The sequence below is a fragment of the Flavobacterium sp. XGLA_31 genome (assembly GCF_051547105.1).
Taxonomy (GTDB): domain Bacteria; phylum Bacteroidota; class Bacteroidia; order Flavobacteriales; family Flavobacteriaceae; genus Flavobacterium.
This window is the reverse complement of record NZ_JBPTTM010000003.1, coordinates 185871-199597: the sequence shown is the minus strand read 5'-3', so window position 1 is coordinate 199597 and position 13727 is coordinate 185871. Positions and strand designations below refer to the sequence as shown.

At 37.2% G+C, this 13727-nt stretch carries 13 protein-coding genes and 1 tRNA gene; 6 read left to right on the top strand and 8 right to left on the bottom strand.

The window, feature by feature from the left end; all coding sequences use genetic code 11:
• Positions 1-181: 181 nt before the first annotated feature.
• Positions 182-580, top strand: a complete 399-nt coding sequence (locus ACSVH6_RS07470) for an acyl-CoA thioesterase (protein WP_438077091.1) — start codon at positions 182-184, stop codon at positions 578-580.
• A 6-nt stretch (positions 581-586) separates the two neighbouring features.
• On the opposite strand, the gene ACSVH6_RS07465 is transcribed toward ACSVH6_RS07470, so the two are convergent.
• The 3 genes from ACSVH6_RS07465 to ribD are packed head-to-tail and all read right to left on the bottom strand — an operon-like array spanning position 587 to position 2843.
• Entirely contained in the window at positions 587-1195 is a 609-nt protein-coding gene (locus tag ACSVH6_RS07465) for an IMPACT family protein (protein WP_438077089.1), read from the bottom strand.
• 3 nt (positions 1196-1198) lie between these two features.
• A complete protein-coding gene (locus ACSVH6_RS07460; protein ID WP_438077087.1) occupies positions 1199-1807 on the bottom strand; it encodes an HAD family hydrolase in 609 nt (202 codons plus the stop codon).
• Complete coding sequence (ribD, locus tag ACSVH6_RS07455; protein WP_438077085.1) at positions 1800-2843, bottom strand: bifunctional diaminohydroxyphosphoribosylaminopyrimidine deaminase/5-amino-6-(5-phosphoribosylamino)uracil reductase RibD; 1044 nt, start codon at positions 2841-2843, stop codon at positions 1800-1802. The genes ACSVH6_RS07460 and ribD overlap by 8 nt, the downstream gene beginning before the upstream one ends.
• Positions 2844-2951: 108 nt before the next feature.
• Between ribD and ACSVH6_RS07450 the strand changes: the two genes are divergently transcribed.
• Together ACSVH6_RS07450 and prmC are read left to right on the top strand one after the other, a co-directional pair.
• The gene (locus ACSVH6_RS07450) at positions 2952-3437 is read left to right on the top strand and encodes a GNAT family N-acetyltransferase (RefSeq protein WP_438077083.1); all 486 of its coding nucleotides are present in this window, start codon (positions 2952-2954) and stop codon (positions 3435-3437) included.
• Entirely contained in the window at positions 3437-4294 is an 858-nt protein-coding gene (gene prmC / locus ACSVH6_RS07445) for a peptide chain release factor N(5)-glutamine methyltransferase (RefSeq protein WP_438077561.1), read from the top strand. Before ACSVH6_RS07450 ends, prmC begins: the two co-directional genes overlap by 1 nt.
• Here the strand turns inward: prmC and ACSVH6_RS07440 are convergent.
• Positions 4285-5529, bottom strand: coding sequence for an ABC transporter permease (locus ACSVH6_RS07440; RefSeq protein WP_438077081.1), 1245 nt, complete (start codon positions 5527-5529; stop codon positions 4285-4287). The genes prmC and ACSVH6_RS07440 overlap by 10 nt on opposite strands.
• A gap of 153 nt (positions 5530-5682) precedes the next feature.
• On the opposite strand from ACSVH6_RS07440, the gene hisS reads away from it, so the two are divergent.
• Positions 5683-7041, top strand: a complete 1359-nt coding sequence (gene hisS, locus ACSVH6_RS07435; RefSeq protein WP_438077079.1) for a histidine--tRNA ligase — start codon at positions 5683-5685, stop codon at positions 7039-7041.
• Between the two features lie 158 nt (positions 7042-7199).
• Here hisS and ACSVH6_RS07430 read toward each other — a convergent pair whose 3' ends face one another.
• From ACSVH6_RS07430 to ACSVH6_RS07420, 3 genes are all read right to left on the bottom strand, one after another.
• Positions 7200-7964, bottom strand: a complete 765-nt coding sequence (locus tag ACSVH6_RS07430; RefSeq protein WP_438077077.1) for a T9SS type A sorting domain-containing protein — start codon at positions 7962-7964, stop codon at positions 7200-7202.
• 220 nt (positions 7965-8184) lie between these two features.
• A complete protein-coding gene (locus tag ACSVH6_RS07425) occupies positions 8185-11376 on the bottom strand; it encodes a LamG-like jellyroll fold domain-containing protein (RefSeq protein ID WP_438077075.1) in 3192 nt (1063 codons plus the stop codon).
• Positions 11377-11662: 286 nt separating this feature from the next.
• A tRNA-Met gene (locus ACSVH6_RS07420) sits at positions 11663-11736 on the bottom strand.
• A 146-nt stretch (positions 11737-11882) separates the two neighbouring features.
• On the opposite strand from ACSVH6_RS07420, the gene ACSVH6_RS07415 reads away from it, so the two are divergent.
• Positions 11883-12275, top strand: coding sequence for an START-like domain-containing protein (locus ACSVH6_RS07415; protein WP_438077073.1), 393 nt, complete (start codon positions 11883-11885; stop codon positions 12273-12275).
• Positions 12276-12324: 49 nt separating this feature from the next.
• Complete coding sequence (locus tag ACSVH6_RS07410; RefSeq protein ID WP_438077072.1) at positions 12325-13161, top strand: aminotransferase class IV; 837 nt, start codon at positions 12325-12327, stop codon at positions 13159-13161.
• On the opposite strand, the gene ACSVH6_RS07405 is transcribed toward ACSVH6_RS07410, so the two are convergent.
• Positions 13158-13718 (bottom strand): YqgE/AlgH family protein, encoded by a 561-nt coding sequence (locus tag ACSVH6_RS07405; RefSeq protein WP_438077070.1) that lies wholly within the window; start codon positions 13716-13718, stop codon positions 13158-13160. The two genes, ACSVH6_RS07410 and ACSVH6_RS07405, sit on opposite strands and share 4 nt — an antisense overlap.
• Positions 13719-13727 lie beyond the last annotated feature (9 nt).

The window sequence follows — 13727 nt, the reverse complement described above, 5'->3', positions numbered from 1 at the left end:
TTAAAATTATTGTAATTATTTATAGGTTTTTTTGACAGGAAAATTGGTAAAAACAGTCCTGTTTTTCGGGATAACAAATATGTGAATAAAATTCGTTAAAAAAAATTTAATTGGTGTTGATTTTTTAAAAATATTGTCGTAATAAGATTTTAAAAACTAGATTAACTGCTTAAAAATATAGATGAAAGAACATAAAATTCAAGTTAGAGTTCGGTATTCTGAAACCGATCAAATGAGTGTGGTTTATCATGGGAATTATATACCTTATTTTGAGATGGGACGGGTGGAATGGCTTAGAAACAAAGGGATTTCATATAAATCGCTCGAAGAAAACGGAATTGCGCTTCCCATCGTTTCAATGACTATAAATTACAAAAAACCAGCGCGTTATGATGACTTACTTACAGTAATCACCAAATTTAAAAGCCAGAGTTCTGTAAAGATAGAATTTGATTGTGAAATCCGAAACGAAAAAGAGGAGTTATTAACAACAGCCCAATTTTTGTTGGTTTTTGTTGATATGAATTTAGGGAAACCGATTGCTCCGCCGGATTATATTTTAGAGGTATTAAAGGACTGATAAAAGTTAAACTTTTTTTACTTCAATTTCGAATAAAGAATTAAAAATGTCGAACACCGTTTCGGCATTTTTTTTTCGTGTGGCAATTATAATTTGACAACTTTCCTCCATGGTTTGTCTTATGATTTTGAGGTTTTTTTCTTTAATCACTCGCATGACTTTGTTCATGTTTTTATAATCAAAAGAAATTTGCAGCTGAACATCAATTGTTCTTTCGATAATTTCAGCCTCTTCGAGAGCCATTTGCGCTGCTGTTCGGTAGGCAGAAATTAGCCCGCCAACGCCTAACTTGACTCCTCCAAAAAAGCGAACCACTACAATCAGAATGTTGGTCAGACCAAAAGATTGTATTTGTCCGTATATTGGCATTCCGGCCGAATTGCTTGGTTCACCGTCATCATTGGCTCTGAAATAGATTTTTTCGGTTCCTAATTGAAAAGCATAACAAAAGTGAACCGCCCCAAAATGCTGCTTTTGTAATTTTTCCAAATGTTGTTTGATTTCCTCTTCGGTGGTTACAGGGAATGCATAACCGAAAAACTTGCTGTTTTTTTCTTTATAAAGGATTTCGGGTGAAGGATTAGCCAGCGTTTTATAAGTGTCTGAAATGTTCAAAACCTAGAATGGAATGTGTTTTTGGTCAAATAAATTTACCACATCATCGGTTCCAACCTGTAAATTCCAAACATGTAAACCTAGGCTCTCTGCCACATCTGTGTTGGTTTTTTTATCATCAACAAACAAAGTTCGTTTTGGCGATAAATCATGTTTTCGGATTAATGTGTTGAAAATTTCCGGGTCGGGTTTTCGCATACCCATTTCATAGGAGTAATATACTTTTTCAAAACAACGATAAAAATCAGTATAAAAAGACATGCCTACTTTGTGTTCAAAGCGACTGATGTGAATGGAATCGGTATTGGTTAATAAAAAAAGTCGATAACGCGAGGCCAGCATTTGCAAGAATTCCAAACGATATAACGGAAAATCTCCTATAGAAGCGTTCCATGCATTTCGTACATCATGAATAGTTGCTTTGGGAATGAACTTAAAAAACGTTTCGATAAATTGCAGTTCGGTTATTTTTCCTTTTTCAAATAAATCATTACATGCTAACAAATCTTCGTTGGGGCCATCCAGCCCTAATTTTTTGAACTCATTAATAGAAGCGTCCTTTTCAAGATTAATGAATACATCTCCAAAATCGAAAATTATAGTGTTAATCATGGTTGAAAAAAAGTTTAAGTTCGTCGTCTTTTATTTTTTCTGCTTGGAAAGGTTCTTTTAATATTGGTGCTTTTAAACCGTCTTCTAAAAAGATGTTTCCAATAAAAACTCTTGCTTCATCCCAAAGATTGTCATCGATAAACGTCTGGAGTGTTTGTTTTCCACCTTCAATAATTACAGATTGGATGTTGTATTGATGCGTAATAGCGATAATTTTCTTGGTTAGCTTTGTATCAAAGATAATACTTTCAAATTGAAGATTTTCACCGGATGTTAAATTTTGTTGTTCCGTTATGATGATGGTTTTGTTTTTTTCATCCTTTACATAGTGGTTTTTACTAATCTTTCCACTCCTGTCCAAAACAATACGGATTGGACTTTTTCCACTCCAATCTCTGACGTCTAACTTGGGATTGTCATCTAAAACCGTTTGGGTTCCCACTAAAATGGCCTGCTCTTCACTTCGCCATTTGTGTGCTAATTGACGTGAAAACTTGTTAGAAATCCAAACGGGCTCTTGTTTGTCTTTACGTAACGGGGCTAAGAATCCGTCCCGACTTTCAGCCCATTTTAATATGATGTACGGACGCTGCTTGTTGTGAAAAGTGAAAAATCGTTTGTTGAGTTCGTGGCATTCGCTTTCTAAAACTCCTACCGTAACATTACAGCCGTGATCTCTGAGTCTCTGAATTCCGGTGCCCGATACTTGGCCGTTCGGATCGACGGTTCCAATCACCACATTTGGGATTTGGTGTGCAATAATTAAATCACAGCAAGGCGGTGTTTTGCCAAAATGACTACACGGTTCTAACGAAACGTAAATTGTGGACTTCGTCAAAAGCGATTTGTCTTTTACCGAGTTCACAGCATTCACTTCGGCATGAGGTTCACCGGCTTTTCGGTGCCATCCTTCCCCAATGATTTTGCCATTGTGTACAATGACACTACCCACCAGCGGATTGGGGTAGGTAGTTCCCAAGCCATTTTTAGCTAACTGAATGCAGCGCTTTATGTAAATTTCTTCCGTTGATTTCATTTTTGTCTAAGGTCGTCAGGAACGCCTTTGAATTTATTGTTATAAATCTTGTTAGTCGTTGGCGTTTCATGTATCTTCACCTCACAAAAATAAGCTATTACTTTTAGAATGAACAGCATTGTCATAAGAGAAATCCAAAAGCAAGATAACCCACAGATAGCCTCGGTGATACGTGAAGTTTTTGTAACGGACGGTTATCCAAAGACCGGAACTGCTTTTGCTGATACTCAATTGGATTTTATGTTTGAAACCTATGACAAGCCTCGTGCTGTTTATTTTGTGGTTGAACTTGACGGGAAAATTGCAGGCGGAGCGGGTATCAGTCAGCTGGAAAATTCAAATAAAAATATTTGCGAGTTACAAAAAATGTATTTTCTGCAGGAACTTCGAGGCCAAGGTGTTGGCTTACGAATGATTCAAAAGTGTTTGGAAAAAGCAACCGAATTCGGTTATGAAAAATGCTATTTGGAAACTTTGCCCGAAATGCTGACAGCTCAACATTTGTATCAAAAGATCGGATTTGAATACCTTTGCGAACCTTTGGGGAATACCGGTCATACAACCTGTCCGGTATGGATGATAAAGACTTTATAATGTTGCTTAAAGAATACAGAGATTATTTCAGAAAAGAATTGCTTCCCATTTATGATGAGCAGGAAGTGGATAGTTTCTTTTATTTGATTTTGGAAAAACTACACCGGCTGAAACGCATCGACTTGGCTTTGGCAGCCGAAACGCTGCTGGAAGAAACTAAACTTTCAGAATGGAACGCTATAATTTCAGAACTCCAAAAACAAAAACCGATTCAATACTTATTAGGCGAAACGGAATTTTATGGGTTGCCTTTTTTAGTCAATGAAAATGTGCTGATACCAAGACCGGAAACAGAAGAATTGGTAGAATTGATTTTGTCCAATGTTTTTAAAGTTATGGAATCTAATCCGATTACAATATTGGATATAGGAACAGGATCCGGTTGTATTTCGATTGCATTAGCAAAGAACATTTCCGCTTCAGCGGTGCATGCGATTGATGTTTCGGAAGCAGCTTTGGCAACAGCCCGAAGAAATGCCGAGAACAATCAGGTAAAAGTCAATTTTCTTTTGAAGAACATTTTGGAGACCGAAGATTTAGAACAGCAGTTTGACATTATCGTCTCCAATCCTCCTTATGTGCGCAATTTGGAAAAGACCGAAATCAAACCGAATGTTTTGGCGCATGAACCCCACTTGGCTTTGTTTGTCGATGATGAAGATGCTTTGATTTTTTATCGTAAAATTGCCCAACTGGCCCAAAAGAATCTGAAACCAAACGGATGGCTGTATTTTGAAATTAATCAGTATTTAGGAAAAGAAACTGCACAGTTACTCAAAGATTTGGGGTTTCAGCAAGTGACATTGCTCAAAGATATTTACGGCAATGACAGGATGTTGTCTGCGACTTATTCGTAGCGCAACGCTTCAATAGGATCAAGGTTGGCGGCCTTAATGGCAGGATATAAGCCAGAAACCAATGCGACAATGAAACTGGTAACAAAAGCGGCCATCATAGCTCCCCACGGAATCACAAAATCCCAGCCTGCAATAGAACAGATGATGTAGCCGATTAAGATACCAAAAATAATTCCCAAGACACCGCCCAGTTGTCCAATCGTTAAGGTTTCTACAAAAAACTGCATGGCAATGGTTCTTCTGTTAGCGCCCAATGCTTTTCGAACGCCTATTTCACGGGTTCTTTCGGTTACCGAAACCACCATAATATTCATCAAAGCAATGGAAGATCCCAAGATGGTAATGATACCCATTATCCAAGCGGACCAGCCTAAGAAACTGGTAAGTTCCGCTATACGGTTGATTAAATCATCACTGCGGGAAATCGCAAAATTGTTTTCTTCTACCGGGTTAAGTTTTCGTATTTTACGCATCGTGATTAAGGCATTGTCTACAGCTTCATTTAGCAATTCGGTTTTGCTAATCATGGAGCTCAATGTATAGTTGATGTTTGGTGCCGAAAACATAGAACGTGCTACCTGAATAGGAATCATTACTCTTAAATCCTGACTGTTGCCGAACGTAGAGCCTTTTTCTTTTAACACTCCTATAACTTTGAACTTGGCACCTCGTATTGAAAGCGTTTTCCCAATAGGATTAACGTCTTTGAACAAGCCTTTCGTGGCAAAATCAGACCCTACAATACACGAATAGACGTTGTTGGAAATGTCAAAAACATTAAAGTTACGGCCGTTGGTTACTTCGGTTCCCGTATTAGGCAGATAGTATTCGTCAATCCCTAAGACAGAAATCTCGGGGTCTGTTTTTTTGTTTTCATATTTCACTTCTGCTGAAGAGGTGGCTACAAACGATAGTGAAGTTTGAGTAAACGGATAGTTATAATGTTCTTTAAAAGCTCGGGCTTCGGGGTAAGTAATGATGGGATTTACCTTTTCCACTTCATTGCCTCCGTGTTGTCGGCTACGGCTCTCGTATTGACTGATGTTAAAAGTGTTAGAGCCCATAGACGCAAAGCTCGAATTCAGGTTGTAATCAATGGCGGTTACGACAGTCAGAATGCCTACCAAAGCGGTGATTCCTATGGCTATAATAATGACCGTGAGGATGGTGCGCAGTAACTGGGTTCGGATAGAACCCAATGCGATTTTGACATTTTCTCTGAATAATCCAATCATAACGCAAATTTGACACTAAAATACAGTATTTGTTACAAGATTATTGCTTGTGCTGTACAAAATAGTTTTAAAAATAAGATATTTGCAAAGCGATTCGGGATTTGTCAAGTCAAGCCAATTCCTAAGTCTTAAATCTTAATTCCTTACTTAATAATGGCACAAAAACCAAGTATTCCTAAAGGCACCAGAGACTTTTCACCTGCTGAGGTATCTAAGCGTAACTATATCATGAGCATTATGCGTCAGCATTTTGAAAAATTTGGTTACCAACCCATAGAAACGCCTTCTTTTGAAAACTCCGAAACCCTTATGGGAAAATATGGAGAAGAAGGAGACCGTTTGATTTTTAAGATATTGAATTCGGGCGACTATTTGGATAAGGTTCCTACTGAGGAATTACAAGCCATAAATTACAAAAAACTTACCGGAAAGATTTCCGAAAAAGCCCTACGTTACGACTTGACCGTACCTTTTGCCCGTTATGTGGTGCAGCATCAAAGCGAGATTGAGTTTCCGTTTAAGCGCTACCAAATTCAACCCGTTTGGCGTGCTGATCGTCCACAGAAAGGAAGATTCAGAGAGTTTTATCAGTGTGATGCCGATGTGGTGGGTTCCACCTCGTTGTGGCAGGAAGTAGAGTTGGTGCAGTTGTACGACTCGGTTTTTGCTTCGTTGGGATTGAACGGAGTCACTATCAAGATTAATAACCGTAAGGTGCTTTCAGGTATTGCTGAAGTTATAGGTGCTTCGGATAAGTTGATTGATTTTACCGTTGCGTTGGACAAACTCGACAAGATAGGCGAGGAGGGAGTAAAAAAGGAAATGCTTGAAAAAGGAATTTCTGAAGATGCTCTGTTGAAAGTACAGCCTTTGTTCAGTTTTACTGGAACCATAGAGGAAAAGTTGGAAAAACTGTCTACTCTGCTTGCTGATTCTGAAGAAGGAATGAAAGGTATTGAGGAGTTGCGTTTTATTTGTGACAACGTGACCCAATTAGGATTGAAAAAAGCCCATCTTGATTTAGATGTGACCTTGGCCCGAGGTCTGAACTATTATACCGGTGCTATTTTTGAAGTGGCAGCCCCAACGGGAGTGGCCATGGGGTCTATAGGTGGTGGCGGCCGTTATGATGATTTGACCGGGATTTTCGGTTTGAAAAACATGAGTGGTGTGGGAATTTCTTTTGGTTTGGATAGAATATATCTGGTGCTGGAAGAGTTGAATCTTTTCCCCGAAACGGTTACTACAGCTACCAAAGTGTTGTTTTTGAACTATAACGAGGTGCATGCTTTTGCCGCTATGAAGGCCGTTACTTTTTTGAGAAATCACAACATCAAAGCCGAAATGTATCCTGATGCAGCCAAAGAAGATAAGCAATTTAAACATGTGAAAAACAGAGCTATTCCTTTTATTGTCAAAGAAATTACTGAGGCAGGCTACACGTTGAAGGATTTAAACACAGGAGAGCAACTGCAATTGTCATTGGAACAATTGTTGCAAAAGCTGCAATAAAGACGAAAAGCTAAGCGGGACAATAATCAGCTACCATTTGAATTTGGTGTTTCTGATGGAGTTCGCTTTAGTATATAAAGCTTCCATTGCCGGAATTTTTTTGGTTGTTATATATAGAAATAAAAGAAGCATAGGTTTAACGTTTTTTTGGTTTTGGTTTATTGATCTTCACATAAGACCGTGTTGGTTTTTTTAGCTTTTTTGCTGTCGCCGACGGCATTTACCACAATCTTTTTACTTAGCGGCCCGGCATTGGTAGTTAGTTGTACTACATATGTTCCGGAACTGATGCCCGTAATGGGGAACTCCATATTGGTTTGATTTTGAGATTCCACCTTCCAATCGGTTACTTTTTGACCCATTATATTGTATAATTCAACTTTGTTTATAGTCGTTTCTGTTGATTGATTTTTAATATTCAACATATGATTGGCCTGCGAATGAATGATTGAAATACTGTTGGTCAATTGTTCATTTTCTGTCGCGCTTAATGTTGTGAGGGCTTGGAAGCATAATGAAAACCGATTGTCAAAAGTGCCTGATTCTAATTCAATTTGAAAAGGAGCGGTAGTTATATTGTGGTGCAAGCCAGTTTCATGGTCGTATATGTAAAAGTTTTGCGAGTCACTGAAATTTGCTTTTCCGTCAATAACGAATGAGACGGTACCGGCTACTTCGTTGCGTACTCCTAATGGGAAAATTTTGGCAGGGTCAAAGTATCCATCCCCTTGGATGTTCAGTTTTGTACCATTATTTAAGAAATACATATCGTTGGGAATATCATCTATACTTACAGCATCATACCCTACATCAATTCCCGAAGTAGCATATTGGTTCATAAATCCTAATAAAATTTGCCGGTGGTATTGATTGGTGGAATTGTACCCCAACCGGATTTTTTTAAACTGATCCGTAATATTCATTTTCTGAGGGTCATTTGACGTAGATATGTACGATGATGTTTTGTTATGACCGTTGCAAAGATTTATGAATACTAGCAGCATAAGCCATGTACTAAAATATCTTTTAGTTACAGATTCTGGTTTTTTCATGATTTAGGAAAGGCTAGGTTGTTTTTAGCTTTGAGACTGATTTAGGGAGTCAATCTCAAAGCTGTTTTGTTTTTACTGATTTTATAAAAAATTATTTTATAACTATTTTTTTAGTAGTATCACCTTTATCAGTGGTTACTTTTACAATATAAGCGCCAGTATTAAGGGTAGTAACCGGTAATTGTATATTGGTTTGGTCTTGGTTGTCCACTTTGAAAGAAGCTACATTTTGTCCCATAAGATTGTATACTAAAACCGTTTTAACCTGTGCGTCCAAGGTTTTGTTTTGAATGTTAATCATGTTGTTGACTTGGGAATGATATACTGTTATTCCATCGGCCAAGTTGTTATGGGTAACCCCTAATGCAGCAGGATTATTGAAACGCAATGAGAAACGATAGTCAGCATTTCCTGCCGGTAAACTGATAGTGAACGGCTCGTTTTTGATGCTGGTGTATACGTCAGTTAAGCTGTCATAAATATACACTTCTTGAGATTCAGGAAGGTTTTCTTGTTCGTCAAGAACAAAACTCACATCACCTGGTGAGGAAGTGACTACTCCCAGAGGATATATATTGTTTACATTAAAGTATCCGTCACCTTGAATGTTTAATTTGTCAGAGTTGTTCATGAAATACATATCATCACTTTGTATTTCTATAGATTTGGCATCATAGCCCATATCAAAACCTGAAGTTGCATTTTCATTCATAAATCCAAGCAAAATTTGACGGTGATGTTGATCGAAAGAGTTAAAGCCCAGACGTAATTTTATAAAAGGTTCTTCAGTTTGTTCGTCCTCAGAGTTATCGAATTCATTGTCTACTGTAGCGGTAGCATTACTTGATTTGAATAAAGTGTATGAAGAAGCATGATTTTCTTTGATAAAAGCTCTATGGCTGTTTTTGAATACAATATTTCCTCCTGTTGCCGATCCGGTTACAAAAAAGCCTTGCCCGACCGGAATATTTTTTCCCGGAGTTTTTGAGCTGGAACCCAATCCGCTTACTCCGGAAGGAGAAATAGGGGGAGTGCCTCCTACTAATGTTCGTGTAGCATAACCTCCTTGATATTGTTGCATTATGTGGCTGGCATTGGTGCTATATTGTTCCCAAAAATAAAGTGTTCCGGTAATAGCAGTCAGATTATCTTTTATAAATAAATCAGAATTAAGAGCTGAAGGGTACGGATTACCACATAAGTTTAGGTTATTGGCAGAAATAGGAGATGTTATTGTTCCATTATTCGGTTTTCCAACAAAAGTATAGTTTTGGTTAGCCGTTGCTGCCGCACTACCTTTCAATGTGAAACCTTGTCCTGCTAACAATGTTCCATTGGGCCCTGTGTACGACCAATTAGCCAAGTTATTATTTGTGTTTTGAAATTTGAATATCCAATAATCACTCAGTGTGATTGGGTTTGAGGCTACGGCATCTATGCTGGTGGTCCATTGAATGTTTTGAATAGCATTAGGGTCAGTACCGTCTTTCATAACAGCGGATACTGTGTAACCATTGTTTACCGAAGTTGTGTTGATAGTACTTACCGGAGATGACCAATAATTGTAATTGTATTTATTAGATTGCCCTTGTTGGTCACGTTCGAGATATCCTGAACTGCTAACGTCCAATTCACTGTTGTTATCCTGAAGTAATTGTGATCTTCCAACAAGATCTAATTTCCCATTCAGTTTCAAATAATGTGAAACTTTAACTTTAGTATCATTGGTAAAAGACAATGTGTTGTTTGCAACTATTAATCCCATTAATAGTTTGTTTCCGGTAGAGTTAATGTTATGATTTGTTTGAACAATATTCCAATTGATAACACTATTGTTTACTATAGAGACACTTCCGGGAATTGATTGAATAGAACCATTTGCCCAAGTTGAGGAGTCAGACCATAACCCATTGGCTGAGCTTTTGTAAGGAAGTGGCGCAGTTTGTGTATCAACGGTTACTTTGCTGGAAGAAAACACATTTCCTCTGTTGTTGTAACTTGAGTCGTCATTTACAGTTGTCCCTATAAAAGAATTCATGGTGTAATATGCGGTCAAATTGACCCAGTTTATTCCACTGATATCGTTTCTGGTTATACCGGATAAAACAGCTCCTTTTGAAGAAGTTCCATTTTGCAAAATCTCCTGGTTAAGCATAAACCGAATTTGAGTTATTGTCAATGCTTTATTCCATATTTTAAATTCATCAATGTCTCCTTTAAAATAGTTTTTTGTTATAGTTTTGTTTTTGTATTCTGCTCCAATAGAGAATGTGTTAGAATTGGTGTTTGGAGCAACTGTCACAACACTTGTGTCCACAACACCGTCAATATAAAGTTTAACATTGGTACCGTTGTATACGATAGCTACATTATGCCATTGATTAAAAGGTAACGTAACGCTTGATGTTAAATGTGTAACACCGTCCCACATGACATGAATTTTATTGTCAGTTGTCAAAAACATTCTAAAACCATTGGAACCATCATATTTTGATGCTATGGTTCTGTCAGTTGCTGTGGCATTTTGCCCGGTAGGTCTAATCCATGCCATCATGCTAAACTGACTGGCCAGATTATTCGTATTGCCCATTTTCATGATATTGTCGATGCCGTTAAAAGTCAAACTTTTTGAAGTCACCGTTTCATGAGCTATCCCGAAAGTAAAATATTGTGTGCCGTCAAAATCAAATAGAGCTTCCTGATTTGAGCCGTTTGCAGATAGGAATACCGTTTCTACATTAGTTGTAAACGAAGCGTCACTCGCGATAATCATCACATAGGCATCGTTTCCGGATAGAGCTGGTAATCCGCTGAAAGCACTAGTTGCAATTGCTACTTTTGTAGTGTTTACATCTCCACCAGTTTCTACAATTTTCCATCTTTTACTGGGTAAATCAGTAGTGGTAGTAACACCTGATGTTCCGCCGAAAGTTAAAACAAGATCACTTCCCGAGTCATTCATGCTTGCATTATTGTCTCCCCATACCAAAAACATTCGGTCACTACCAAAGGTGTTCGTATTTGTTGCATTAGAAGAAGTAATCGTCCCCAATCCAATCCCGAAAGACGGAGTGCTGATACTTACGAATTGCTTTTGGTTTAAACTGACCAAATCGTCTCTTCCAATTTTAGTCACATTATTGTTGTAGCCAGTGTTTAGTGTAGCATCCCAAATTATTGTTCCGGCCGAATCATATAGGTTTTGCCCTTCCGATACCAATGTTATTAGCAAAGCGAATAGCAGGATGCATTTTTTTCCGGAGTTAAGTAATAATTTTTTCATAGTTTGGGGTTTTAATGAATTATTATTTTAAAAGAATTCGTCTTGTTTGACTTGTTTGACACTCCAAAAGTAGAAAGGAAAATTTATTTATCGATAAAAAGCAACAAATAATCGATGAAATGCATAAATTATATAATTATTTATATAAAAAACTTACAAAATAAATTGCTTTACAGTTAAATAGATAAACTAGCAAGGTTTGGATATCAGTAGATTATAAAATGAGAGGATGAAAATAAATGGCAATAAAAAAAGGCTTGGAATTTTTCCAAGCCTTTTTACTTTGTAGCGAGAGGGAGATTTGAACTCCCGACCTCAGGGTTATGAATCCTGCGCTCTAACCGACTGAGCTACCTCGCCATTAGTCGGCATTCCCTGAATGCGGGTGCAAATATAAAATATATATTTAGGGTTGCAAACTTAAAGTGCTTATTTTTTTTATTTTTTAAAAAGGCTTTTTTTTTGACGTTATATTCTATATATTTCCAAAAAATTTGTTCAGAATTATGGATAATAAAATTCGTTATGAGCTTGAGTTTCCTTTAAACTCTTCCCCTCAATTGCTGTACCAATACATTTCTACTCCTTCAGGATTGCAGGAATGGTTTGCCGATAATGTAAATTCAAGAGGTGAGTTTTTTACCTTTGTATGGAATGATACGGAGGAAAATGCACGTTTAGCGTCCAAGAAAACAGGAGAAAAAGTGAAATTCAAATGGGTTGATGATTCCAAAAAGGATACGGAATATTATTTTGAACTGAGAATTTTAGAAGATGAGATTACTAAAGATGTTTCTCTAATGGTGGTTGATTTTGCAGAAGAAGACGAAATTGCAGAAGCAAAATTATTATGGGAGAATCAAATTTCAGATTTAAAACATGTTATAGGCTCTATATAACTAGGGTTAATTGCAGTATATTTGTCCCGCTAAAAACGGGACTTTTTTTATGGTAAATTTTAACGGTATTATTCAGAACTCAACAGCACAATTGTCTTTTTCAAACCGCTCTTTTCTTTATGGAGATGGTGTGTTTGAAACCATGAAAATTGTCAATAGTAAAATTTTATTTTTCGAAGATCACTATTTCAGACTGATGGCTTCCATGCGAATTGTTCGAATGGAAATTCCCATGACCTTTACTATGGAGTATCTTGAAGAGCAGGTTATGCTTCTGGTTGGAGCGATTGGACTACAAGATTCTGCCCGAGTACGATTAACCGTTTTTAGAAATGAAGGAGGGTTTTATGCTCCTACAGATAACTCTGTTTCATTTGTGATTCAGGCATTGGAGCAGGAAAATAAAAAGTACCGATTGTCAAAAGATAAGTTTGAAGTGGATTTGTACAAAGATTTTTCGGTTTCCAAACAGTTGCTTTCCACTTTAAAAACCAACAATAAAATGATTCAAGTTACGGCTAGTATTTTTGCTTCAGAAAATGATTTGGATTCATGTCTGTTAATTAATCAAGATAAAAATGTAGTAGAAGGAACTAATGGTAATTTATTCATGCGGATGGGAAATACACTCATAACACCTCCCGTTAGCGAAGGTTGTTTGAATGGTGTGATGAGAAAACAAATTATAAGCTTGGCTAAAAAAATTGATGGTATTCACCTCTCGGAAGAACCAATTTCTCCGTTTGATTTGCAAAAGGCAGATGAATTATTTCTGACCAATGTAATAGTTGGGATTCAACCCATAACAAAATACCGAAAAAAAGAATTTGAAGTTACACTGTCTGAGCAGTTGTTGGATAGGTTGAATGAGGGTATTGAAGCTTAATTCAGTATTGGGTTTTCGGGAGCATTAGACCAGATCAGGTATTCTCCGCCCAATTCTATGATTTTTTCTTTCCAGAAATGAATTGACGCCTTGCCTAAAATCTTGTTTTCATAAGCATTTTTCGTCAATATCCAAGAGTTAGCCTGCATCTCATTTTCCAATTGCTCGGCATCCCAACCAGTGTAACCTAAAAAGAAGCGGATATTTTTTTTCTTGATTGCGCCGGAGTTGATTAATTCTTTGGTTAATTCAAAATCACCTCCCCAAAAAATACCATTGGCAATCTCAACACTGTTAGGAATCAGATTAGGAACATTGTGAATAAAATACAAGTTGTCTTGCTCTACCGGACCGCCGTTGTATATTTTAAATTTAGAATCGATTTCAGGTAACAAATCCCTAATAGTATATTTCAGCGGTTTGTTCAGAATGAAACCCACGGAACCTTCTTTATTATGATCTGCCAGTAAAATTACGGATCGATTAAAAGACAAATCACCAATAATAGATGGTTCGGCTATTAATAATTGTCCTTTTTTTAATTTTTCTGAAATCATTATTCATCT